The sequence below is a fragment of the Protofrankia sp. CiT1 genome (assembly GCF_917627335.1).
GTDB lineage: Bacteria > Actinomycetota > Actinomycetes > Frankiales > Frankiaceae > Protofrankia.
Genome location: NZ_CAKJTP010000014.1, coordinates 25,917 through 48,801, shown reverse-complemented (window position 1 = coordinate 48,801; position 22,885 = coordinate 25,917). Strand labels below are relative to the sequence as shown.

At 67.9% G+C, this 22,885-nt stretch carries 24 protein-coding genes; 21 read left to right on the top strand and 3 right to left on the bottom strand.

Annotated features, from left to right (window positions below):
- Nucleotides 1-133 precede the first annotated feature (133 nt).
- Both rpmB and MJ785_RS04485 read right to left on the bottom strand, forming a co-directional pair.
- Entirely contained in the window at nt 134-322 is a 189-nt protein-coding gene (gene rpmB / locus MJ785_RS04490; RefSeq protein ID WP_239310361.1) for a 50S ribosomal protein L28, read from the bottom strand.
- 390 nt (nt 323-712) lie between these two features.
- Complete coding sequence (locus MJ785_RS04485; RefSeq protein WP_239380069.1) at nt 713-1,675, bottom strand: Rpn family recombination-promoting nuclease/putative transposase; 963 nt, start codon at nt 1,673-1,675, stop codon at nt 713-715.
- A 384-nt stretch (nt 1,676-2,059) separates the two neighbouring features.
- Here MJ785_RS04485 and recG point away from each other — a divergent pair, with 384 nt between their 5' ends.
- From recG to mutM, 8 genes are all read left to right on the top strand, one after another.
- Nucleotides 2,060-4,330 carry an ATP-dependent DNA helicase RecG gene (recG, locus tag MJ785_RS04480; RefSeq protein ID WP_239310342.1) on the top strand — a complete coding sequence of 757 codons (2,271 nt, stop codon included), beginning with the start codon at nt 2,060-2,062 and terminating at the stop codon, nt 4,328-4,330.
- Nucleotides 4,327-4,884, top strand: coding sequence for a 16S rRNA (guanine(966)-N(2))-methyltransferase RsmD (gene rsmD, locus MJ785_RS04475; protein ID WP_239347680.1), 558 nt, complete (start codon nt 4,327-4,329; stop codon nt 4,882-4,884). The genes recG and rsmD overlap by 4 nt, the downstream gene beginning before the upstream one ends.
- Complete coding sequence (gene coaD, locus MJ785_RS04470; RefSeq protein WP_239311303.1) at nt 4,881-5,357, top strand: pantetheine-phosphate adenylyltransferase; 477 nt, start codon at nt 4,881-4,883, stop codon at nt 5,355-5,357. The genes rsmD and coaD overlap by 4 nt, the downstream gene beginning before the upstream one ends.
- Nucleotides 5,358-5,737: 380 nt before the next feature.
- Entirely contained in the window at nt 5,738-6,322 is a 585-nt protein-coding gene (locus tag MJ785_RS04465; protein ID WP_239311302.1) for a DUF177 domain-containing protein, read from the top strand.
- Nucleotides 6,322-6,492: a 50S ribosomal protein L32 gene (rpmF, locus tag MJ785_RS04460; protein WP_239311301.1), complete on the top strand. Its 171-nt coding sequence runs from the start codon at nt 6,322-6,324 to the stop codon at nt 6,490-6,492. The genes MJ785_RS04465 and rpmF overlap by 1 nt, the downstream gene beginning before the upstream one ends.
- Before the next feature lie 217 nt (nt 6,493-6,709).
- Complete coding sequence (locus tag MJ785_RS04455; RefSeq protein ID WP_239311300.1) at nt 6,710-7,675, top strand: phosphate starvation-inducible protein PhoH; 966 nt, start codon at nt 6,710-6,712, stop codon at nt 7,673-7,675.
- Nucleotides 7,672-8,496: a ribonuclease III gene (gene rnc, locus MJ785_RS04450; RefSeq protein ID WP_239311299.1), complete on the top strand. Its 825-nt coding sequence runs from the start codon at nt 7,672-7,674 to the stop codon at nt 8,494-8,496. The genes MJ785_RS04455 and rnc overlap by 4 nt, the downstream gene beginning before the upstream one ends.
- 21 nt (nt 8,497-8,517) lie before the next feature.
- Nucleotides 8,518-9,372: a bifunctional DNA-formamidopyrimidine glycosylase/DNA-(apurinic or apyrimidinic site) lyase gene (gene mutM, locus MJ785_RS04445; RefSeq protein WP_239311298.1), complete on the top strand. Its 855-nt coding sequence runs from the start codon at nt 8,518-8,520 to the stop codon at nt 9,370-9,372.
- A gap of 47 nt (nt 9,373-9,419) precedes the next feature.
- Here the strand turns inward: mutM and MJ785_RS04440 are convergent, their stop codons facing one another.
- Nucleotides 9,420-9,662 carry a hypothetical protein gene (locus tag MJ785_RS04440; protein WP_239311297.1) on the bottom strand — a complete coding sequence of 81 codons (243 nt, stop codon included), beginning with the start codon at nt 9,660-9,662 and terminating at the stop codon, nt 9,420-9,422.
- Between the two features lie 94 nt (nt 9,663-9,756).
- Between MJ785_RS04440 and MJ785_RS04435 the strand changes: the two genes are divergently transcribed.
- The 13 genes from MJ785_RS04435 (at nt 9,757) to MJ785_RS04375 (ending at nt 22,808) form a co-directional block, all read left to right on the top strand.
- Nucleotides 9,757-10,092, top strand: coding sequence for an acylphosphatase (locus MJ785_RS04435; protein WP_239311304.1), 336 nt, complete (start codon nt 9,757-9,759; stop codon nt 10,090-10,092).
- A gap of 214 nt (nt 10,093-10,306) precedes the next feature.
- Nucleotides 10,307-10,501: a hypothetical protein gene (locus tag MJ785_RS04430; protein ID WP_239311296.1), complete on the top strand. Its 195-nt coding sequence runs from the start codon at nt 10,307-10,309 to the stop codon at nt 10,499-10,501.
- Nucleotides 10,502-10,650: 149 nt separating this feature from the next.
- A complete protein-coding gene (gene smc / locus MJ785_RS04425; RefSeq protein ID WP_239311295.1) occupies nt 10,651-14,271 on the top strand; it encodes a chromosome segregation protein SMC in 3,621 nt (1,206 codons plus the stop codon).
- A gap of 34 nt (nt 14,272-14,305) precedes the next feature.
- The gene (gene ftsY / locus MJ785_RS04420) at nt 14,306-15,526 is read left to right on the top strand and encodes a signal recognition particle-docking protein FtsY (RefSeq protein ID WP_239311294.1); all 1,221 of its coding nucleotides are present in this window, start codon (nt 14,306-14,308) and stop codon (nt 15,524-15,526) included.
- A 362-nt stretch (nt 15,527-15,888) separates the two neighbouring features.
- Entirely contained in the window at nt 15,889-17,463 is a 1,575-nt protein-coding gene (gene ffh / locus MJ785_RS04415; RefSeq protein ID WP_239311293.1) for a signal recognition particle protein, read from the top strand.
- 222 nt (nt 17,464-17,685) lie between these two features.
- The gene (gene rpsP / locus MJ785_RS04410) at nt 17,686-18,141 is read left to right on the top strand and encodes a 30S ribosomal protein S16 (protein ID WP_239311292.1); all 456 of its coding nucleotides are present in this window, start codon (nt 17,686-17,688) and stop codon (nt 18,139-18,141) included.
- Nucleotides 18,142-18,375 carry an RNA-binding protein gene (locus MJ785_RS04405; protein ID WP_239311291.1) on the top strand — a complete coding sequence of 78 codons (234 nt, stop codon included), beginning with the start codon at nt 18,142-18,144 and terminating at the stop codon, nt 18,373-18,375.
- Nucleotides 18,376-18,412: 37 nt separating this feature from the next.
- On the top strand, nt 18,413-18,931 hold the full coding sequence (gene rimM / locus MJ785_RS04400) for a ribosome maturation factor RimM (protein WP_239311290.1): 519 nt from the start codon (nt 18,413-18,415) through the stop codon (nt 18,929-18,931).
- Nucleotides 18,932-18,933: 2 nt separating this feature from the next.
- The gene (gene trmD, locus MJ785_RS04395; RefSeq protein WP_239311289.1) at nt 18,934-19,719 is read left to right on the top strand and encodes a tRNA (guanosine(37)-N1)-methyltransferase TrmD; all 786 of its coding nucleotides are present in this window, start codon (nt 18,934-18,936) and stop codon (nt 19,717-19,719) included.
- 138 nt (nt 19,720-19,857) lie between these two features.
- A complete protein-coding gene (rplS, locus tag MJ785_RS04390) occupies nt 19,858-20,214 on the top strand; it encodes a 50S ribosomal protein L19 (protein ID WP_239336017.1) in 357 nt (118 codons plus the stop codon).
- Between the two features lie 458 nt (nt 20,215-20,672).
- Nucleotides 20,673-21,839 carry a signal peptidase I gene (gene lepB, locus MJ785_RS04385; RefSeq protein WP_239310640.1) on the top strand — a complete coding sequence of 389 codons (1,167 nt, stop codon included), beginning with the start codon at nt 20,673-20,675 and terminating at the stop codon, nt 21,837-21,839.
- Nucleotides 21,805-22,518, top strand: a complete 714-nt coding sequence (locus MJ785_RS04380; protein WP_239310642.1) for a ribonuclease HII — start codon at nt 21,805-21,807, stop codon at nt 22,516-22,518. The genes lepB and MJ785_RS04380 overlap by 35 nt, the downstream gene beginning before the upstream one ends.
- A complete protein-coding gene (locus tag MJ785_RS04375; RefSeq protein ID WP_239310639.1) occupies nt 22,515-22,808 on the top strand; it encodes a DUF2469 domain-containing protein in 294 nt (97 codons plus the stop codon). Before MJ785_RS04380 ends, MJ785_RS04375 begins: the two co-directional genes overlap by 4 nt.
- Nucleotides 22,809-22,885: the final 77 nt, after the last annotated feature.

Sequence of the window (22,885 nt, the reverse complement as noted above, 5' to 3'; positions counted from 1 at the left end):
TGCCGCTCGTGATTGATGTGGGGCTGGGCGGCGGGATGCGGGTGGTGGGCTGGCTAGGCCGCAGGAGGCGTGGCGTGGCCGGAGGTCACGTAAGCCGACGAGAACGAAGCCAGCGTGCCACCCGCGCCCGACGCTACGCGCGGGTGACCTTGCCAGCCTTAATGCAGGAAGTGCACACGTTGAGACGCTTGGGCGTTTTGCCGATGAGCGCATGCACGGTCTGGATGTTGGGGTTCCAGCGCCGCCGCGTGCGCCGGTGGGAGTGGGAGACCGACATGCCGAAGCCCGGCCCCTTGCCGCAGACGTCACACACCGAAGACACGAGAACACTCCGCCGGAAGATAGTAATGATCATACCGCGTGCGCGGTAGTCAACCGAGGGTACCCCACCGATGTCCGGCTAACGCGGTGGGACCGTCTGCCGCGGGGTGACTCCTTCAGCAAACCGTGTGCGCTTGTGGCCCAAGCCGCTTGGGCCGGCTGAAGACGAGACTGCACCGGCCTCGGTGATCGCGCGTTCCACCGCACTCCTCGTCGAGGTCGATGTCCAGGCACGGGGCCGGACCGGCGAGCGAGGTCCGCTCACCGTCGCGTGGTCACACCACGTGGCGCCACCATTTCGCGGTGACTCTCATGGGCGCGTGAGTGGCCTTGATGGCCGACTCGTGACGTACGGCAGATCAAGGAACGGGCTTTGTGGTGTGCCTGTTGGTCAGTCGAGGAGCTTGTTGAGGCTGTCGGTGGTCAGGACGCGGGCGGTCCAGGCCTGGAGCTTGTCGATGGAGGCGTTGCGGACAGTGGTAAGTACCGGTTCGGGAAGTGGACCGAACTTGAGGGCCAGCAGCTGGAGCAGCGTCTCGGCGCGGCCCTCGGCGCGGCCTTCGGCTTTGAGGGTCTCCGCGATGGTCATGTAGGCCTCCTCCGCGTCAGGACCGACAGCGGTCATCAGATCATGTAGCTGGTCATGGGTGTCTGCGTCCCCGACCAGATCAATGTAACGCAGGAGCGCTGTGAACTCCTCCTTACCGTCGGGGCCGGCCAGCACTGCGCGTAGCTCGTCTACCCATGGCTGTAGATCTGAGGCCAGCTGGGGATTTCCGGGGGCGATTTTGAGGAGGAGCAGGGTGAGTCGTGTCGCGTGTGTCAGGGGGCGTTGCCGTAGTTGTCGTTCGTCGATGCGGACCAGGTCGTCGAGGAGGAACCGGAACCGGGGTAGGTGGTCCTTCCAGCCGGCGGCACGGTCGTGGTCGTCCAGGTCGATCAGGTCGGCTACTTCGAGTGGTGCGGTCCATGCTTGTTCGTTGTGGTGTACGACGAGGGGGAGTACGGCTGGTAGCCGGGTTGTTGTGGGGTGATCGCCGAGGTGGCGGTCCCAGATACGTATGACGTAGCGCAGCATGCGGAATGCCATCAGGGGGTCGTTGCTGCTTTGGTGCTCGATGAGTATGTAGACGAAGGCTGTGCGGCCGTCGAGTGGGACGGTGAACAGCAGGTCGGTGTGTCGCCATCGGAGGGTGGCGTCGATCAGGCTGCCGGGGACGAGGACTAGCTGATCGAGGTTGAGTCGGGTGGTGAGGGCTGTTGGTAGCGTTGCTCGTAGGTGTGATGCGGCGTTTGAGGGTGTGCTGAGGATCCGGCGGAACACCGCGTCGTGGGGTGTGGACGGATTCGGCATGGCCGCACCGTACAGGTGGGTGTGGGTGGTGCGAACAGTGTCATATATCGGGATCCGGCCCGCCCGGCCACAGAGCGGTGCGGATACAGCGTTGAGGCTTGCCTCCCAGCAAGTGTTGAACCACCAGCCACTATGGTTACGGGCACAGCTCGATCACCGTCGCTCTGCGGACCGGCTTGTGCCCGGCGACCGCGTACGAACCGCTATGTCCGCGCTACCAGCCGGGTGCCGCTGGCTACCAGAGCCGGACCACTGCAGATGCTGCCGCTGACCTGTTCTTCGTTGTTCGTCAGCCTTCTTCCGGACTGGGTCCGGATGGCGGGGTCTGGCATCGGATGCTGTGGGACCTGAAAGTTGTCGGCGCCGTCAGGCAGGATCGGGTGTGTGATCGACCAGACGACGCGGCTGCGGGACGTGGTGGGTGCGGCAACGGCCACCGCGCTCGCCGATGCTCTGAGCCTGGAGACAAGCGGTGACCTGCTTGCGCATCTGCCCCGGCGTTATCACGAACGCGGTGAACTGACCGACCTCGCGAACCTGGCTGTCGGGGAGGTGGTCACGGTGCAGGCACAGGTCGTCAGCGTGAAGCGGCGTCCGATGCGGGAGCGCAGACGCTCCATGCTCACCGTCACCGTCACCGACGGCAGCCACAACCTCCTGCTGACGTTCTTCAATCAGGTCTGGCAGGAGCGAAACCTACGGCAGGGCGTCACCGCGCTGTTCGCGGGCAAGGTGGAGGAGTACCGCGGCCGGCGGCAGCTGACCAATCCCGAGGTGCACCTGCTGGACGCTGAGAGCGCTGATCCGGGGACGCACGGCGGCGCTGAGAGCTTTGCGAGCGGTCTCGTCCCGATCTACCCGTCGGCGGTGAAACTGCCCAGCTGGAAGATTGGCAGCTGCGTGCGAATCCTGCTCGCCGGGCTCACCGAGCTCGACGATCCGCTGCCCGCGGCCATTCGGGACAAGTACCGGTTGGTAGGCCTGCTCGATGCCTACCGCCTCGTCCACCAACCGTCGTCGTGGGCGGAGGTTGCCCGTGGCCGGCTTCGCCTGAAATGGGACGAGGCGCTTATCCTGCAGGTCGCGCTCGCGCGGCGTCGACTCGACAACGAGCAGACAGCGGCGACAGCGCGGGTTCCTCGGGCGGACGGTCTGCTGGCGGCGTTCGACGCGGCATTGCCGTTCCCGCTGACCGCCGGCCAGCGCGCGGTCGGCGAGACCATCAAGGCCGAGATTGCCCGGCCGTTCCCGATGCACCGACTGTTGCAGGGCGAGGTTGGTTCCGGCAAGACCGTGGTGGCGTTGCGGGCCATGCTCGCCGCGGTGGACGCGGGCGGTCAGGCGGTGCTGCTCGCGCCCACCGAGACACTTGCCAGCCAGCATCTACGCAGTCTGCGTAACCTGCTCGGTCCGTTGGGACGGGCAGGTGAGCTGGACGCCGCGCCACTGGCGACGAGGATCGTGCTGGTGACGGGTTCTCTCGGGGTGAGGTCGCGGCGCGAGGCGCTCGGGGCGGTGGCGGATGGCAGCGCCGGCCTGGTGGTGGGGACGCATGCGCTCCTGGAGGAGTCGGTGACCTTCCGCGACCTCGCCTTGGTCGTCGTGGACGAACAGCACCGTTTCGGGGTCGAGCAGCGGGACGCGCTGCGCTCCCGGTCCGCCCGTCCGCCGCATGTGCTGGTGATGACGGCCACGCCGATCCCGCGCACGGTCGCGATGACCGTTTTCGGTGATCTGGAGGTTTCCACTCTGACCGAGCTGCCCGCCGGCCGGTCGCCGATCGCCTCGTTCGTCGTGCCCGCGACCAACAAGGTCTGGACGGACCGGATGTGGGGCCGTGTCCGGGACGAGGTTGCCAAGGGCCATCAGGCGTATGTCGTCTGCCCGCGGATCGGCGAGGATGATGCCGCCGCCGACGCTCCGCCCGATGCCGCCGATGGCGTCCTGCCTGGCTCCTTGGCCGCTTTCTCCGGCGGTGCGCCGCCAGGCATGATCGACGGGGACACGTGGGACGCCACGGCCGGGTCCGAGGACGGGCGTAGGCCGAGCGCAGCCGTGCTCGACCTGCTCCCGGCGTTGCGTGACACCGAGCTCGTCGGGCTCCGGGCCGCGGCGTTGCACGGCCGCCTGCGCCCGGATGACAAGGACGAGGTCATGACGAAGTTCGCGGCGGGTGACATCGATGTTCTCGTGGCCACCACGGTGATCGAGGTCGGGGTCGATGTGCCCAACGCGACCGTGATGGTCATCGCGGATGCCGACCGTTTCGGCATTTCCCAGCTGCATCAGCTGCGGGGCCGGGTTGGGCGTGGCAGCGCGCCTGGGTGGTGCCTGCTGTACACCGAGGCCGAACACGGATCGCCCGCCTGGGAGCGGCTGGCCGCGGTGGCCGCCACCGCCGACGGTGCGCAGCTCGCCCGCCTCGACCTCGCGCAGCGGCGCGAGGGCGACGTGCTGGGCGCGGCCCAGTCCGGTGGTCGCCGATCGCTGCGCCTGCTGGAGCTGCTCAAGGATGAGGAACTGATCCGGTCCGCGCGGGACGAGGCGACGGCCCTGATGTGCGTTGATCCGCAGCTGTCGGCGCAGCCGGCCCTGGCCGCCGCACTCGCGGCGACGCTCGATGAGAGTACGGCCGCCTATCTGGAGAAGGGATGACGCGGATCATCGGTGGTACCGCGCGCGGGCGACCCATCCGGGTACCGCCGGGCGAGCGGACCCGCCCGACATCGGACCGGGCGCGGGAGGGGCTGTTCAACACGCTCACATCGATTGTGGAGCTGCGCGGCGCGCGGTTCGCCGATCTCTATGCTGGCAGCGGCGCGGTCGGCTTCGAAGCGTTGTCGAGGGGGGCGTCGCACGCCCTGCTCGTTGATCAGGAGCCCGCTGTTACCCACACGCTGCGCGCGAACGCCGCGACCCTTGGGCTCACCGGCGCGGAGATCATCTGCCAGCCTGTTCAGCGTGTGGTGGAGACCATACCTGGGCATGCTTTTGACGTGGTGTTTCTGGACCCTCCGTATAATGTGTCTAACGTAGAGTTGACAGCCGTGCTCACTCGCCTGCTTGCCCATTCCTGGCTGTGTCCAGATGGTATATGTGTTGTGGAGCGATCGCGGCGCGGTGGGCAGTTCGACTGGCCAGATGGTCTTGTTGCGATACGTAATCGGACGTATGGCGAGGCGACGCTCTGGTACGGTTTCGGATCATGAGAAAGGCTGTCTGTCCTGGTTCCTTCGACCCGGTCACCAACGGTCACCTTGATATCATCGGCCGTGCCAGCCGGCTCTTCGACGAGGTTGTCGTGGCTGTGCTCATCAACAAGAGCAAGGCCAACCTCTTCACCGTGGACGAGCGGATCGAACTGATCCGTGAGGCGGCGCGCGAGCATTCCAACGTGCTGGTCGAGTCCTCTCATGGCCTGCTTGTCGACTTTTGCCGGGCCCGTGGCATCCAGGCCATCGTCAAGGGCCTGCGCGCGGTCAGTGACTTCGACTACGAACTGCAGATGGCCCAGATGAACCATTCGCTCGCGGGCGTCGAAACCCTGTTCATGAGCACGAACCCGCAGTACGCCTTTCTGTCGTCAAGCCTGGTCAAGGAGGTCGCCACCTACGGCGGGGACGTCTCCGGGCTGGTGCCGGATCTTGTACTCAAGCAGTTGCGGGAGCGTCTCGCCCAGTAGCGCGATAACGGTAGTGGGCGAACGGTGGCGCGATAGCTGAACCACTGAACCACTGGCCGCGTTCGCGGGACGCGGCCAAGGCCGCCCGGCCGGAGCCCGGCGCCCGCGTCGCCGGGAAGCTCGCGGCCTTCGAGGGGCGCCGCCCAGAGGTCTCGCCTCGCTCCCTGTAGCCGAGCGTGGTCGGTCCCGCCGGTTGGCGAGGAGTCACGACGGCCGCACCGCCGCCAGCCTGGACGATCGGATAAGCTTGCGGTCTGCGTCCGGAGCGGCGGGTGGGGCAGCCATCCGAACCTGAGCTGAGTCCGGGCCGAGTCTGTCGTTTTGTGATGTTCGAGAGTTGTGAATCCAGTATTTTCGTGGCAAGGACAGGCACTCCACCCATGACCGGGCCGTCATCCCATCGCCGGAGCCCTCGTGGCCCGCTCGTACTTGACATTCGCGAGCTGGGCCGTCGCGCGGGTTCCATGAAGCATGTCGTGACACAGGTTCCCGCGCCGGCGGAGCTGGGAAACGAAATGATCAAGGTTTCGCCGGGCGCGCTTATTGAGCTGGCTGTGCGGCTGGAATCCGTGATGGAAGGCGTGCTGGTCAGCGGCACGGCGTCCACGCCGTTGGCGGGCGAGTGCTCGCGTTGTCTCGACCCCTTCGAGGACGAGGCGGCGGTTGACATCCGGGAGCTGTTCTACTATCCCGACCGGGTCGTGGGCGACGTCGATGACGACGACTGTCCGCAGATCGTGAACGACCATATTGATCTGCTTCCGGCGCTGCGTGACGCGTTGGTGCTCAACCTGCCGCTGTCACCCTGCTGCCGGCCGGACTGTGCGGGTCTGTGCGTCGACTGCGGCGCGCGACTGGACGACCTTGAGCCTGGCCATACCCATGAACAGGTCGACCCCAGGTGGGCGGCACTTCCATCGCTGGTCGAGAATTCAGCATTGATCGATAACAAGGAGAAGGACTAGTGGCCGTCCCGAAGCGCCGGACCTCGCGTAGTAACACCCGCTCTCGGCGGGCTCAGTGGAAGGCAACGACCCCCGCTCTGGCCAAGTGCCCACGCGGCCACGTGGTCCGGCCGCACACGGTCTGCCCGACCTGCGGTCGTTACAACGATCGACAGGTCATCGACGTCTAAGAGCGCCCGGTAATAGGGGTGTGGATCAAGGAGCGGGGCTGGGGTGTGTGCGGCGCAAGGCGGAGAAGGGAGCCACCCTGGTGCTGGGTGGCGACCGACGAGCCGGGGTACCCGTCCATCGCGCAGCGATGGACGGGGAGCGATGCGGCGAGGTGCGTGCCCCAGCCCCGCGACACCGCGTCCCCTATTGCCAAGCGCTCTCAGTGGTGTGACACATGTGGCGGTTGATCTGCCCGGTGAAGACGGCGCGCCGGAGCTGGTCGTTGACGGTGTCGGTCATGCGCTTGCCGCTGACGCGACCCTGAATGTCAGCCTGGTCGGCCCGTCCCGGGTCGCTGGGCCGCTGCTGCGCGAGCGCGGCCTGCACGCCGAGAGCCGGCTACGGATCGTTGATGCTTCTTATACGGTAGGTGCCGGCGTGGACGCGACCCGTGCGGTGCGATCGAGGCGGGACGCCACGGTGCGGGTCGCGGCCCGTCTGTTGCGGGACGGCGTGGCCGACGCCATGGTGTCGGCCGGCCCGGTCGCCGCGGCCACAGCCGCGGCGACGTTCACCCTCGGCCCGCTCGCGGGGGCGACGAGGCCGGCACTTGCCGTGGTCGTCGGCTCGCCGTCCGAGCCGAGGGTCCTGCTGGATGCTGGCGCGGCCTCCGGCGTGAACATCAGCGCCGACCAGCTCACCCAGTGCGCGGTCCTCGGAGCGGCCTACGCCACAATCCGCCTGCGTGTGGCGCGGCCCAGGGTCGGCCTGCTGTCCGCGGGGCCGGCTGATCCGGGCCGACCGGCTGCTGGGAGCGTCGGCGATCTTATCGCCGAGCTGGGGTTTGACTTCGTGGGCGCTGTCGAGGCGGCCACGGTGGTGGCCGGCGGGAGCGTTGACGTCGTGCTCAGTGATGGTTTCACCGGGGCGGTCCTGGTGTCGGTTCTGCGAGCGGTTGCGCAGGTTGTCGGTCAGCTACCGCGGACGTCGTCGGGGTGGCAGCCGTGGGAGGGAGCATTCGTGGTCGGTGTTGACGGGATTGTGGTCGTCGTGGATGGCAGGCCCGAGGGGGCCGCGGCCGGAGTCACGCACGCGATTGCCGAGGCGGTTGCCGCACATCAGGCAGGTTGGGTGCCGCGCCAGCGGGCGGCTCTCGCCGAGCTCGTCACCCACCGCCGGATCCGTGCCGGGCTGCCGGCATGACCCGCGGCCTGCCACCGCCCGCGCCCAGAGACGGCCTGATGGCCGCGCTCGGTGTGCCGGTCGACGTCGGCCTGCTCGAACGGGCTCTTACGCACCGCTCATACGCCTACGAGCAGGGCGGCCTGCCGACCAACGAACGGCTGGAGTTCCTTGGGGACTCCGTGCTCAGCCTTGTCGTCACCGACGCCCTGTTCCACCGTCATCCGGACCTGCCGGAAGGACAGCTCGCCAAGCAGCGCGCGTCCGTAGTCAACATGCGTGCGCTCGCTGGTGTCGCCCGCACGCTGGGGGAGAACGGCATCGGTCCGTACCTGCTGTTGGGCCGTGGTGAGGAGACCACCGGAGGCCGGGACAAGGCCAGCATCCTCGCGGACACCCTTGAGGCGCTGATTGGCGCGGTCTACCTGTCGGCTGGCGGGTTGGACGGCCTGCAGGTCGCGTCCCAGTTCGTCCACCGGTTGTTCGACCCGCTGCTGGACGTGGCCGCCGGCCGGGGTGCCGGGCTGGACTGGAAAACCTCGTTGCAGGAACGGACCGCCGTGCTGTTGCTGGGTCCGCCCGAGTACGAGGTGGATGAGTTCGGGCCGGACCATGCCAAGCGGTTCACCGCCCGCGCCGTCGTGGCCGGTGAAATCCTCGGCCATGGTGACGGTGGGAGCAAGAAGGAGGCTGAGCAGCGCGCCGCCGCCGCCGCCTTCGAGGCGTTGGAGGCGCGTTCGGCCGATCCTTGTCATCCCGACGGGCTGGCCGGCGCAGAGCGGGATGACGGCGATCCGGCGGACAGCCGCGCTGAGACGGCTGTGCGCACGGGTAACCGCTGATCCGCCGCTGCCCTTTCCGCCATGCCTGAGCTTCCGGAGGTCGAGGTCGTTCGGCTCGGCCTGCAACAGGCGCTGGTCGGCCGGACGATCGCGGAGGTCGTGGTTGCGCACCCCCGGGCTGTCCGGCGGCACGCCGCTGGGACCGCTGACTTCGTGGCGGTGCTTGCGGGCCGTACGATCTTTGCCGTACACCGGCGGGGGAAGTATCTGTGGTTGGATCTCGGTCATGGAATGGCGCTGCTCGCTCATCTCGGCATGAGCGGCCAGCTTCTCGCGGTGCCCGCGACCAAACCCGCCGAGACCCACCTCCGAATTCGTTTCACGTTCTCCGACGCTGGTCGGGAACTGCGATTTGTCGATCAGCGCACCTTCGGCGGTCTTGCGGTTGTCCCCGCCGGTGCGGGTGTGCCGGAACCGATTGCGCATATCGCGCTGGATGTCCTGGACCCGGGTTTTTCTGACACGGAGTTCGTCGCGGCCGTTCGCCGCCGCCGGACCGGAATCAAACGCGCGTTACTCGATCAGACCCTTGTCGGCGGTATCGGTAACATCTACGCCGATGAATCCCTGTGGCGGGCGAGGCTGCATTATGCGCGTCCGACTGAGACGCTTACCCGCGGTGAGCTCTGCCGCTTGTTGGATGCGGCACGTGAGGTTCTCACCGCCGCGTTGTGCGCGGGCGGGACCTCCTTCGACTCGCTCTATGTATCAGTCAATGGTGTGAGCGGCCGGTTCGACCGTTCGCTGGAGGTCTATGGGCGGACCGGTCAGCCATGTTCACGATGCCGGACGCCCGTCCGTCGGGATGCCTTCATGAACCGGTCCAGTTTCAGCTGTCCAGGCTGTCAACCACGGCCGAGAAGGGGACGTTGGTAGTTTCCTCTGGGTCCGCGGCAGTGCCGTGGACCCAGAGGAAGGCCGTTTTACAGCTTGCCGCCGGGGAGGTTGGGTACCGCGGTCTGGGTGGGACCTGAGGTGCGGGGCGGGGCGTAGCCCGGACCAATGATCTCGTTGGGCGCGGCTGGTGCCGGTGCCGGTGTGGCACTGCGTAGGCCCTCCGTGCTGGCCTGGGGCACCGGCAGGATGCCGCCATCCTGGCTGAAACTCTGGCCGCAACCGCTGAGTGACAGCGCCGCGGGGATGATGATGGCGCTGACCATCGTCATGACGGCTCGTCGGCCGCCGGGCAGGGGCACCCGGAGCTGACGGGATCGGGGCGAACGCATGGTATTCACAATGGGCCGGTAGCCTATCGTGCCCATGTGTGATGTTCCCGCGGAGCCGCCGGATCGAAATGATCACAATACGTCCGCCGGGTCTGAACCGCCGGCCCGGTTGACAGCGTGGGTGTCAGGGAGGGTTCAGGGCGTTGGTTTTCGGGCTTATGTCCGTTCCCGTGGGCGCCGGCTCGGCCTGGTGGGTTCGGCGACGAATCTCACAGATGGCCGGGTCGAGATCGTTGCGGAAGGTTCGCGAGCCGCTTGCGAGGCTCTCCTGGAGATGTTGCGGGCCGGGCACACACCAGGTCTGACGACTCAGGTCACGTTCTCCTGGTCGCAGGCGAAGGGTGATCTGTCAAATTTTACCCGGAAATGATCTGTGTCGACGGTTGGGCGATGACGAGGTGTCCTCATCTCGACAAAATGCCATCGGGAGCCGTCCGGGTATGGCATCGTCTTGACATTCGGCTACTTCGCGTGCGATCCTGAGTTCATTGTCTGGCGCGTCGTGTGATCTATCCCGGTTCTTCATCGGTGGGTTGCAGCGCGTCCCGCACCCGCTCGGTCACTCATCGTGGAGGACCATCATCATGGCGAAGGCCCTTTTCGGCCACGTCGGCTCTGGCAACGATGTTCGTTTGTCGTATGAGGTACGCCGACTTCGTGCACGTGTAGCAGAACTGGAAGACGAGCTTGCGCGTTCTCGTGCTCTTACGGATGCGCTTGAAGGCGTTGATGTCTCTGACGAGCTTCGCGCGCTTGAAGCAGAGCCCGCGCTGACCTGATCCTCCCGAATCCGTAGCGGGAGTTAAGGGACGTTTCTCCTCGTGGGGAACGTCCCTTCGTGCTGCCGGGGCTCATTTGCCGGATCCTGCTGGTAGTGAAGCTGGCAGTATCGTTGGTGTTCCGTCCCCTCCGACAGCTCCGGAGACAGGTGCATCTCAAGAGCCTTACCCTGCGGGGCTTCAAGTCGTTCGCGAGTTCGACGACCCTGCACCTCGAGCCCGGCATCACCTGTGTTGTGGGGCCGAACGGCTCGGGCAAGAGCAACGTCGTCGACGCGATGGCCTGGGTCCTTGGCGAGCAGGGCGCCAAAGCGCTGCGCGGCGGGACGATGTCGGACGTCATCTTCGCCGGCACACCGTCGCGCCCGCCGCTGGGCCGCGCCGAGGTCCTGCTCACCATTGACAACACCGACGGCGCGCTGCCTATCGACTACAGCGAGGTGACGGTCGGTCGTCTGATGTTCCGTAGCGGCGAGAGCGAATACACGATCAACGGTAGTTCGTGTCGGCTGCTGGACATCCAGGAACTCATGAGCGACTCTGGGATCGGCCGCGAGCTGCATGTGATCGTTGGCCAGGGCCAGCTTGACGCGGTTCTGCACGCCCGCCCGGAGGACCGGCGCGCCTTTATCGAGGAGGCGGCTGGCGTCCTCAAGCACCGCAAGCGCAAGGAAAAGGCCCTGCGCAAGCTGGAGGCGATGGCGGCCAATCTCACCCGCCTGACGGATCTGTCCGCCGAGCTGCGGCGCCAGCTGGGCCCGCTGGGCCGGCAGGCGGAAATCGCCCGTAAGGCCGGTGTCATCCAGGCCGCGGTGCGTGACTCACGGCTGCGCCTGCTGGCCGACGACATCGTCACCGCCCGCGGTGACATCGCGGCTGACACCAGGGATGAAGAAGCGCTGCGGGTCCGCCTCGCGGCGGCCGGGCAGGCATATACCGACGGCCAGCGGCGGGAGCAGATCCTGGCGGCGGAGCTGGCGGCGGTGACCCCCCAGGCCGCTGCCGCAGGTGAGGTCTGGCACGCGCTGGCATCCCTTCGGGAGCGCGTCCGAGGTACCCGGTCACTCGCGGCCGAGCGGGTCCGGCTGCTGCGCTCCGGGTCCGAGGAAGAACGCGGTGGGCGGGATCCCGAGCAGCTGGAGCAGGAGGCGGCGGCAGTCCGGGAACAGGAGAACGCTCTCGGCGTGCGGCTGGATGCCGATCGTGACAACCTCGCCGAGGTCGTCGCCCGCCGGGCCGCGCTGGAGACAGCACTGGCCGGTGAGGAAAAGGCGCTTGTGGCTGCCGCGCGGGAGGCCTCAAGCCGACGGGAGAGCCTGGCTCGGCTGGCCGGGCGGGTGGAGGCGGCTCGCTCCCGCGCCGCCAGTGCTGAGACTGAGATCGTCCGGATATCCGAGGCCGTGGACGCCGCCCGGCAGCGCGGTGGCGAAACAAGTGACCAGCGTGTCGCGCTGGAGTCAGAACTCGCCCGGATGCGGACGACCCGTTCCGAGCTCACCGCGAGACATGCCGAGGCCGTGGCGGTCCATGCGGACGCGACGGCGAGGCTGGAGAATGTGCGTGCGCAGGAGCGTTCCGCCGAACGCGACCGGGCTTCCTGGCAGGCCCGCGGGGAGGCGCTCATCCTGTCGCTGACGCCGAAGGACGGCGCCGCCGCGCTGCTGGCCGCCGCCGGCGGCGAGCGGGACAACGGCGCTGCCCGGTCGGACGGCGCTCCCGCCAGGCCCACCGGCGTCCTGGGCCGCCTCGCCGCCTTGCTGGCGGTCGAGCCAGGGGCCGAGACCGCGATGGCAGCCGTCCTGGGTCCGGCTGCCGACGCCGTCGCGGTCGGTGCTGTCGAGGATGCCGCTGCCGCGTTCGAGTGGCTTCGCGCGGCCGACGCGGGGCGCGCGTCACTGCTGGTCGCCGGCCGGCCGAGCGGCGACGGCCCGGTCGCCGACGGGTGCGGGACCGACCCGGTCATGGCCCTGTCGGCGGACGCCCGTCGCGGTGGGGTTCCCGCCGTGGACCTCGTGCGGGTCAGCGACCCGCGCTACGCCGCGGGAGTGGCCCGGTTGCTGGCCGCCACTATCGTGGTTGCCGACCTCACAGCCGCCGTTGAGCTTGTCCGTGAACATCCTGGCATCCGAGCGGTCACCCGGGCTGGTGACGTGATCGGGCCTGAACTCGCCACCGGCGGCAGTGCCCGAGCGCCGTCCCTGCTCGAGCTTCAGGCCGCGGCGGACGAGGCGGAGTCCCGGATGCTTGCGGCGGCCAGCAGCGGTGAGCGTGCCCGCGGGGCCGTCGCCGCCGCCGCCGAGGAGGTGAAGCGGGCCAGAAGTGGGATCGACGACGCGTCAGCGGCGCTGCATGGAGCGGACGCCCGTCACCGGGCGTTGTCCGAACAACTGTCCCAGCTGGAGCGGGCGAACCGGTCGGGAGCCGCTGAGATCGAACGTCTCGAACGGGTCCGGATGCAGGCCGAAACCGCTCGCGACCAGGCATACGGTGCCTTGGCGGAGCTGGAGGCGATGCTGGCCGCGACCTCCTCGGAACCTGACGTCGGTGACCGGTCGCCAGCTGAGCGCGACCGGCTTGCGGCCGCGACCTCAGCCGTGCGCGGCGAGGAGGTCGAGGCCCGGCTTGCGGTGCGTACCAGTGAGGAACGGGCTCGGGCGCTGGCCGGCCGCGCGGCCGCGTTGGTCCGGTCCGCCGCGAACGAACGGGCCGCGCGGCTGGCGGCGGCCCGGCGACGGGAGGTGCGGGAGCGCCAGGCGACCGTTGCCGCGGCTGTGGCCGACGCTGCCGGTCATGTTCTCGCGGCGCTGGAGAACTCGCTGGCCGCCGCTGACACCGAACGTGGCCAGGCCGAGGCGCGGCGGCTGCGGACCGAGGCCGATCTGGCCGCCGTCCGCGAGCAGGTACGGACACGTGCCGGCGAGCTCGCCGCGTTGCGTGATGATGCCCACCGCGACGAGCTCGCCCGTGCCGAAAAGCGCCTGCGGGTGGAGACACTGGAGGCCAAGGCGTTCGACGAGCACGGGATAGCCGTTGACGATCTTGTTGGCGAGTACGGACCGCACGTGCCCGTACCGCCGGACACCCCGGACGGCGAGGCCGTCGCGTTCGACCGCGCTGACCAGGCGGCGCGGGCGGCCGCGGCCGAGAGACAGCTCGCCCGGCTGGGTAAGGTCAACCCGCTCGCGCTCGAGGAGTTCGAAGCCCTGCAGGAGCGCGCGGCGTTCCTCTCGACACAGCTCGACGACATCAAGAACACCCGCCGCGACCTCCTGCTGGTCGTCGCCGAGGTCGACGAACGGGTCCGAGAGGTCTTCCGCGCGGCCTTCGAGGACACCGCGCGCGAGTTCGAGACGGTCTTCGCGACCCTGTTCCCCGGCGGTGACGGCAGACTCGTGCTCACCGATCCCGATGACATGCTCACCACTGGCATCGAGGTGGAGGCACGGCCACCGGGCAAGAAGGTCAAGCGTCTGTCGTTGCTGTCGGGCGGTGAACGATCGTTGACGGCGATTGCCCTGCTGCTCGCGATCTTTCGTGCCCGGCCGTCGCCCTTCTACGTGCTGGACGAGGTCGAGGCCGCCCTTGACGACCGTAACCTCGGCCGCCTGCTGACGGCGCTGGAAGGCCTGCGGGAGAAATCTCAGTTGATCATTATTACCCATCAGAAACGTACGATGGAGATTGCGGACGCGCTCTACGGTGTGTCGATGCGTGGGGACGGAGTCACCACGGTGATCAGTCAACGGCTCCGGGAACGCGCTTCGGCCTGAGAAACGGGCTGCCTGGTCTGTCAGGATCGGATGCGTGGAGTACGTCCTCATCATCATCGCGATCGTCGTGTTCGGTCTTGTCGCGTCCGCCGGCCTGCTGGTGGGCACCCGCCGCCGAAGTCGAAGCACCCCCACCCGGGGCCGGCCGCACCCGGGTACGGACTACCAGCCCGGGGTGGGTGACGACGCCGAGATCCCCCGAGACACCCCGAGGCGGACGGTCGAGACCGTTGACATCCCCGCACCCGCACCCGAGGCCGAGGCCGCGGGTGAAGCTGAACCGTACGAACTGGAACTTGAGCGGGAAGCTCAACGGGAGGTGCCGGCCCCAGCCGCCGGCCGGTTGATCCGCCTGCGCGAGCGGCTCGCGCGGTCCCAGAACAGCCTGGGCCGCACGCTGCTGCTGTTGTTGTCCCGGGACAACCTCGACGAGGAGGCCTGGGAGGACGTCGAGACGACCTTGCTGGTCGCCGATGTCGGGGTGGCGCCTACCCAGGAACTGGTCCAGTCGTTGCGCACAAGGGTCAAGGTTCTCGGTGCCCGCCAGCCCGCGGATGTGCGTGTGCTGCTGCGCGACGAGCTACTTGCCCAGATTGGTACCAGCACCGACCGTACGCTGCACTCGGCCGTGGACGGCCGGCCCGCGAACATCCTCGTGGTCGGGGTGAACGGTACCGGCAAGACCACGACCTGTGGAAAGATCGCCCGTCTGCTGGTGGCGGACAACCGTACGGTGGTGCTGGGCGCGGCCGACACCTTCCGGGCCGCCGCCGCCGACCAGCTGGAAACGTGGGGGAGCAGGGTCGGGGCGCAGACGGTACGCGGCGGCGAGGGCGGGGACCCGGCATCGGTCGCCTTTGAAGCCGCCAAACGAGGCATCGCTGTCGGAGCGGACACCGTGGTGGTGGACACCGCTGGGCGTCTGCACACCAAGACCGGTCTCATGGACGAGCTTGCCAAGATCAAACGCGTGGTAACCAAGATCGGTCCCGTTGACGAGGTTCTGCTCGTGCTGGACGCGACGACCGGCCAGAACGCCGTGGAACAGGCCCGGGTGTTCACCCGTGCGGTGGACATCACAGGCGTTGTGCTCACCAAGCTCGACGGGACTGCCAAGGGCGGCATCGTGATCGCGGTCCAGCGGGAGCTCGGGGTACCGGTGAAACTCGTCGGTCTGGGGGAGGGGCCTGACGACCTCGCGCCGTTCGATCCGGAGGCGTTCGTCGACGCGTTGCTGGGAGAGGCCGCGAGCTGACCGGAAGAGCCAGCCGGATTCGCTGCTCGGCTTCTCCCGCTCGGCTCCCTGCCCAGGCCTACACCGTGGCCACGGGAAGGCTCTTTCACCCGGCGTGCGGGCGACCTACAGTGCCGAGGTGAGGTTCATGGCCCGGCCGGACCCGATGGCCGGGATGTTATGCCCGGCGAGGTGTTCCCGCCATCCTCGCTGTGGAGGGCGGTGACAGCGGCGGATCTGTGCCATGATCACCGTGTGGGTGTACCTCGCCGGGCTGCCTGTCGCAGAGGTGAAGGGCCGCAAGCCGCGGACTCGCCGGCCTTCGCCCCGTCCTGGTGCGTACCCTGAGAGCTGCGGTTCGCCAGCGATCTCGGAGTGTGCGCGTGTTCGACACCCTGTCCAGCCGTCTCGACAAGGCTTTCTCGTCGCTTCGCGGCAAGGGGCGGTTGTCCGAGGCTGACATCAATGCCACCGCCCGGGAGATCCGGGTGGCGTTGCTGGAGGCCGACGTCGCGTTGCCGGCGGTCCGTGCCTTCATCGCGGCCGTGCGCGAACGGGCAATGGGAGCGGAGGTCTCGGCTTCGCTGAACCCGGCCCAGCAGGTAGTCAAGATCGTAAATGAAGAACTGATCGCTATTCTGGGTGGTGCCGCGGCTACCCTGCGGTTCGCCAAGACGCCCCCCACCGTCATCCTCCTCGCCGGCCTGCAGGGCACGGGCAAGACGACGCTTGCCGGCAAACTCGGTCGCTGGCTTGCGGCCCAGGGGCACACCCCCTTGCTGGTCGCCGCCGACCTGCAGCGTCCGAACGCGGTCACGCAGCTTCAGGTTGTGGCCGCCCGAGCCGGGATCGACGTGTTCGCGCCCGAGCCCGGCAACGGGGTGGGTGACCCGGTGGCGGTCGCGCGCGACGCCGTGGAACACGCGCGGCGTCGCCTGCACGACGTGGTTGTTGTCGACACCGCCGGCCGTCTTGGCGTGGATGCCGAGATGATGCGGCAGGCTGCGGACATCCGCGATGTGACGTCGCCGGACGAGATCCTGTTCGTCGTCGACGCGATGATCGGTCAGGACGCCGTCGCCACCGCACAGGCCTTCGCTGACGGCGTCGGTTTCAGCGCGGTGGTGCTCACCAAGCTCGACGGTGACGCTCGCGGTGGTGCCGCGCTGTCGGTCGCGCACCTGACCGGTAAGCCGATCATGTTCGCCTCCACCGGTGAGGCGCTGGAGGACTTCGACGTCTTCCACCCGGAGCGGATGGCGTCGCGCATCCTGGGCATGGGCGACGTTCTCACCCTTATCGAGCAGGCGGAGAAGGCCTTCGAGGCCGACCAGGCCGAGGCGATGGCGGCGAAGATGGCCGCCTCGGAGTTCACCCTGTCGGATTTCCTCGACCAGATGCTCGCCGTCCGCAAGATGGGGCCGATCGCCAACCTGCTCGGCATGCTGCCTGGTATGGGGCAGATGAAGGAGCAGCTGTCCCAGATCGGTGAACGTGACGTTGACCGGGTAGTCGCGATCATCCGGTCGATGACCCCGGCTGAACGGCAGGACCCACGGATTCTCCAGGCTTCCCGCAAGGCCCGGGTGGCCCGCGGTTCCGGGGTGACTGTCACTGAGGTCAACCAGCTGCTTGACAGGTTTGACGAGGCGCGCAAGGTCATGAAACAGATGGCTGGTGGTATGGGTGTGCCCGGCGGCGGGCAGCGCGGCCGAGCCGCGGCCAACCGTAAGGCGAGCAAGAAGGGAAAGGGCGCGAACCGCAAGGGCAATCCGGCCGCTCGTGCCGCGCAGACACAGGCGGAGCAGGCCGCGGCTGAGGCGCGGCGGGCCGGCGGTGGCCTGCCCGCGGCCGGACCTGGCGACGGCGTCATGCCTGACCTGTCCGCCCTGATGCGCGGTGGTGGCTTCCCCCCGGCGGGTCCACCGCCCGGTCAGCGCCGCGGCAAGCAGCGCTGACCTGCCAGGATCGACTGAAGGCGTTGGCTCCAAAGGCCCTGGGGAGTATCGGCGTCCACGATCTGGCAAACTATGAGCACGACATGGGTTCCTTACCATCGGCGTCGTCGCGGTGACCCTCTCCGCCGCCTTGACGCTCCGAAAACCCAGCCGCCGGTATCCCGCGTCCCCACCGTGGCATTCTGGTGGCTACTGACGTACGTCTGGAGCAGTTCGACAATCGTGGCAACCAAGATCAAACTTCAGCGCCTCGGCAAGATGCGCGAGCCGCACTACCGGATCGTCGTCGCGGACGCCCGCACCAAGCGAGACGGCCGGGTCATCGAGGCGATCGGGCAGTATCATCCCAAGTCCGACCCGAGCATCATCAAGGTGGACGGCGAACGCGCCGAGTACTGGCTCGGTGTGGGCGCTCAGCCGACCGAGCCAGTACTCGCGATCCTCAAGGTCACCGGTGACTGGCAGAAGTTCAAGGGGCTGCCCGCGCCGCCGCCGATGAAGGTCGCGGCTCCCAAGCCCGACAAGCGGGAGGCCTTCCAGACCGCGGCTCGGGCCGCCGCGGGCCTTGGCGACAAGCCTGCCACCACTCCCAAGAAGGCCAAGAAGGGCACGGACGAAGCACCCGCGGGCGAGCAGAGCGCGCCGGCGGCCGAGGCATCGACTCCGGCGGGGCAGTAAGTGCTGGAGGCCGCGCTCGAGCATCTTGTTCGGGGCATCGTCGACCACCCGGACGATGTACGCGTCGATATGCAGTCGGGTCGGCGAGGCCGGACCTTGGAGGTCCGCGTGCATCCCGACGATCTCGGCAAGGTGATCGGGCGCGGCGGGCGGACCGCGCGCGCGCTCCGGACAGTCATGGCCGGGGTGGGTGGCCGGGGTCTGCGTGTCGACGTCGTCGACGTCGACCGGTAGCCGGCAGGTTGTGGACCGCCCGGCGGATGAACCGGTCGTGGTCGGTCGAATCGGCCGTCCCCACGGTGTGCGCGGGGAGGTGACGATCGATGTTCGAACGGACCTTCCGGACCGGCGCTTCGCGCCGGGGTCGAGCTTTCCCGGCCACACGCCGGCCGCCGCTCCGCTGGTGGTTGCCGGGGCCCGTTGGCATGCCGGCCGCCTGCTCCTGCGCTTCAGGGGGGTCGGTGACCGTAGCGCAGCCGAAGCCCTGCGGGGACAGATCCTCACCATCGCGCCCAGCGCCGTGGGTGCCGCCGCGGACGGCGATGATGATCCGGACGACTTCTGGTGGGACCGTGACCTGGTCGGGCTGCGGGTGTCCACCGTAGCCGGCATGGATGTCGGTGTGGTTGTCGACGTGGTCCACACGCCGGCCGGGGAGCTGCTCGCGGTCGACCGAGCCGACGGGCGCGAAGTGCTGATCCCGTTCGTGCGTGAGATCGTCCCCAGGGTCGATGTGCTCGACGGTCGTCTCGTGGTCGACCCGCCGCCGGGCTTGTTCGATCTGGAGTAGCCGTGCGTGTCGACATTATCACGATTTTTCCTGAGTATCTCAGCCCGCTGGAACTGTCGCTGGTAGGCAGGGCGCGTAACCGGGGCATCCTTGACGTTCACCTGCATGATCTCCGGCAGTGGACGAGCGATGCGCATCGGACCGTGGACGATGCCCCCTACGGTGGGGGGCCGGGCATGGTGATGCGTCCGGAGCCGTGGTGGGCGGCACTGACCGAGGTGAGCGGATCGGGCGCGGCCGGTGGCCGGCCACCGCGAATCATCGTCCCGACCCCGGTGGGCCGGCCGTTTACCCAGGCCTATGCCGACGGGCTGGCCGGTGAACCGTGGCTGGTGTTCTGCTGCGGCCGGTATGAGGGCATTGACGCACGGGTCATCGACGAGTGGGCCGACGATGAGATCTCGATCGGCGACTATGTGCTGGCCGGGGGCGAGGTCGCCACGCTGGTGATGCTGGAGGCGGTCACCCGCCTGCTGCCCGGTGTGGTTGGTAACGCCGAGTCCGTCGCGGACGACTCCTTCGCGAACGGCCTGCTGGAACCGCCGGTGTATACCCGGCCACCCGTGTGGCGCGATCGCGAGGTGCCCGCGGTGCTGCGCTCCGGTGACCATGCGGCCATCAGCCGGTGGCGCCGGGAGGCGGCGGTGCGCCGGACCACGCACCGCCGGCCAGATCTGCTGACCGGCATCGACCTGGGCCGAGACGGTGGCCCGCGCGATAGTGGGCGCCACGCGAATCCTGCCACCGACCCGGCCAGCACCGACCCGGCCGGTCGTATGGCACAGTAGGATGCGGTGTCCGGCCGTCAGTCGTCCCGACGGGAACTCCCCTGGGTGGGTGGCAGCATGGTCCACGACAGTGGATCATTTGTGGCGGTTGGCCCGCAGCTGGTTCATCCCTGTCATCCCCGCGAGAAAGCGACCGCCATGCAAACCCTGGACAGCCTCGACGCCGCGTCGCTGAGGACCGACGTCCCGCAGTTCTGGCCGGGCGACACCCTGAAGGTCCACGTTCGTGTCGTCGAAGGCAATCGCCAGCGCATCCAGGTTTTCCAGGGCGTTGTGATTCGTCGCCAGGGCGGTGGTGTTCGCGAGACCTTCACGGTCCGCAAGGTCAGCTTTGGCGTCGGGGTTGAGCGGACCTTCCCAGTCCACAGCCCGGTCGTGTCCAAGATTGAAGTCGTGACCAGTGGAGACGTGCGACGGGCGAAGCTGTACTACCTCCGTGAGCTGCGTGGCAAGGCTGCGAAGATCAAGGAAAAGCGTCGGCCGGCTGGACGCTGAGGTGTGCGTGGGTTGGCGCGAAGGTTGACCATGCGTCACCATGTCTGCGTTACCGTGCTATTGCCGGAGCAGGCCCGCGTAGGGTGGTCACTTTCCCTCCCCTGTCGGATACCACGGTGACGGTCATCAAATTCGGCCGAGGCCGGCCAACCCATGAGGTGGCGTGGTGAGTGGAGCCGAGCAGGGTCTTCCGGCTCGCTGGGACAGTGCTGTTCCGGCGAGGGCGTGTCTGATGGACGGTGGTCGATGTGGGCGATGATCCAGAAAGTGGCCCGCAAGGCGGAGAAGGTCCGGATAGCGGTGTGCTATCCGGACCGACGACAACACGGCAGGACGCTTTCTGGCATCGAGAGCAGGAGCCCGCACAGACGCGAAGCGTTCGGGTGGGGGGCGAGGCGATCGAGCATCCGTCAGACGCGCCCAGTGGCCAGAGGCCGCCTGATGATGGCTGTGGGCAGATGGCGAATGGGCAGACGGTGAAGCGGAGCGGCGACGCCAGCCCCGGCGCGCGAGACCTTGCGGGATCCGTCGCGGGCAATAATGCTGGGGAAGACACCATGATCTCGCCGGCTGACGCGTCCGGCCCGGTGGCGGGCGCCGAGCCCGCGGTCGCCGGGGATGCTCCCGTCACCGGGGGCGCCCTTGGCGAACCCCAGGCGGTCGCGATGGATCCGATCGCCGAGGAACCCACCCGGCGCGCGCGCCGGGCATTGGGCCGCAGCCGCGGGGGGAGGGGCTCGTTCGCCCGTGAGCTGCCTGTCCTCATACTGGTCGCCTTCCTGCTCGCACTGGTCATCAAGGCATTTCTCGTGCAGGCGTTCTGGATACCGACCGTCTCGATGGAACGGACCCTGCTGGTCAACGACCGGGTTCTGGTCAACAAGCTCGTCTACCGCTTCAGGGACGTCCACCGCGGTGAGATTGTCGTGTTCAACGGCGACGGCACCGGCTTCGAGCGGGCGGAGACCCTGATCGACCCGCCGAGCAACGTTGTCTCCCGTGCCGTGCGTGCGGTTCAGGGTGTGTTCGGCCTCGGTGCCCCCAGCGACAAGGACTTCATCAAAAGGGTCATCGGCGTGGCTGGTGACACGGTGGCCTGCTGCGATTCCCAGGGCCGGGTGACGGTTAACGACAAGCCCCTCGATGAGCCGTACGTCTATGAGAACAGCCCGGCTGGCTCCGGGCGCGAGTTCGCCCCGGTGAAGGTGCCTGCCGGCGAGCTGTGGGTCATGGGCGACCATCGCAGTGAGTCCTCGGATTCACGGGTGAACGGGACCATCCCGGAAAGCAAGGTTGTCGGTCGTGCCTTTGTGCGGGTCTGGCCGCTGGGGCGGATGGCGATTTTGTCTCCGCCGAACATCTTTGCCACCGCTACCGGTCTGCCGGCGGCCAGCCTCCCGGTTGCCGGCCTGGCCGCGGCTGGCGTGGTGGCGGTGGGCGGGGTCGCCGTATCGCATCGGCGATCACCGCTCGGAAGGAGCAGCCCGGGTGGCGACGGTGGATCAGCCCGGCACGGCGATCGCCCCGAGCGGCGGTCGGACCGACCCGCGCGGCGGCGACGGCGTCAGCGTCCAACCCAGCCGCCCACTGCTGTTCGCTCCGGCCAGGGCGACGATCCGGCGTGATGCCGGGCTGTGGGGGTACGAGCGTGCGCTCTGGCGCCGGGGGCTCGCGCCCGTTGCCGGGGTCGACGAGGCCGGGCGGGGCGCGTGCGCTGGTCCTCTTGTCGTCGCGGCCGTCGTTCTCCCCAAGGGCGGATCGCGAAGCATCGGCACCTTGGCCGACTCCAAACGGTTGTCCGCCCGTCTGCGCGAGCAGGTATTCGACGACATCCTTGGTGTCGCCCAGGCGTGGACGACCGTTGTGATCGATGCATCCGAGATCGACCTGCGGGGTGTGCATGTGGCGAACATCACTGGAATGCGCCGCGCGGTGGCTCGGCTGCCGTGGCGTCCCGGGTACGTGCTGACCGATGGCTTTGCGGTGGCGGGTTTGGGAGTCGAGTCCACAGCCGTGCTCAAGGGGGATCAAGTGGTGGCCTGTGTGGCCGCCGCGTCCGTCGTTGCCAAGGTGACCAGAGATCGGATCATGAATGATCTGCACTCTGCGTACCCCGAGTATGATTTTGCGCAGCACAAGGGGTATGTCACGGCAGGGCACGCCGCGGCACTGGCCGCTTACGGGCCGTGTGATCAGCATCGGATGTCGTATGTCAATGTGGCAGAAGCTCAACGCGAACGACTGTCGCGGCTGGAGGATGTCGTGACACGAACCGGGCTACGCAGCGCGATGGAGAGCGCATGAGCGCCGAAGATCTCGAGAAGTACGAGACCGAGATGGAGCTCCAGCTCTATCGCGAATATCGTGACGTCGTCGGTTTGTTTTCCTACGTCATCGAGACGGACCGTCGTTTCTATCTTGCAAACGACTATCAGATCGACGTCCGTAACAGCGCGGGTGAGGTCTTTTTTGAGCTCACTCTGCGTGATGCGTGGGTATGGGACATGTTCCGGCCGGCACGGTTCGTGAAGAACGTGCGTGTGGTGACGTTCAAGGACATCAACGTTGAGGAGCTGACCAAGGCGGAGCTCTGATTTTTGATCACCATCGAATATCGGTGATCTTTATCGTCGATATTCGGTCGCTCTGATGGTCAGCGTGCGCTGGCCGG

Bases quoted from the DNA above. Each gene is read 5' to 3' on its own strand.
- lepB (WP_239310640.1), top strand. From the start codon at position 20,673: ATGGCGAATGGGCAGACGGTGAAGCGGAGCGGCGACGCCAGCCCCGGC.
- MJ785_RS04375 (WP_239310639.1), top strand. From the start codon at position 22,515: ATGAGCGCCGAAGATCTCGAGAAGTACGAGACCGAGATGGAGCTCCAG.
- MJ785_RS04435 (WP_239311304.1), top strand. From the start codon at position 9,757: ATGTGTGATGTTCCCGCGGAGCCGCCGGATCGAAATGATCACAATACG.
- coaD (WP_239311303.1), top strand. From the start codon at position 4,881: ATGAGAAAGGCTGTCTGTCCTGGTTCCTTCGACCCGGTCACCAACGGT.
- rplS (WP_239336017.1), top strand. From the start codon at position 19,858: ATGCAAACCCTGGACAGCCTCGACGCCGCGTCGCTGAGGACCGACGTC.
- rsmD (WP_239347680.1), top strand. From the start codon at position 4,327: ATGACGCGGATCATCGGTGGTACCGCGCGCGGGCGACCCATCCGGGTA.
- rnc (WP_239311299.1), top strand. From the start codon at position 7,672: ATGACCCGCGGCCTGCCACCGCCCGCGCCCAGAGACGGCCTGATGGCC.
- MJ785_RS04485 (WP_239380069.1), bottom strand. From the start codon at position 1,675: ATGCCGAATCCGTCCACACCCCACGACGCGGTGTTCCGCCGGATCCTC.
- MJ785_RS04465 (WP_239311302.1), top strand. From the start codon at position 5,738: ATGACCGGGCCGTCATCCCATCGCCGGAGCCCTCGTGGCCCGCTCGTA.
- MJ785_RS04430 (WP_239311296.1), top strand. From the start codon at position 10,307: ATGGCGAAGGCCCTTTTCGGCCACGTCGGCTCTGGCAACGATGTTCGT.
- mutM (WP_239311298.1), top strand. From the start codon at position 8,518: ATGCCTGAGCTTCCGGAGGTCGAGGTCGTTCGGCTCGGCCTGCAACAG.
- MJ785_RS04440 (WP_239311297.1), bottom strand. From the start codon at position 9,662: ATGACGATGGTCAGCGCCATCATCATCCCCGCGGCGCTGTCACTCAGC.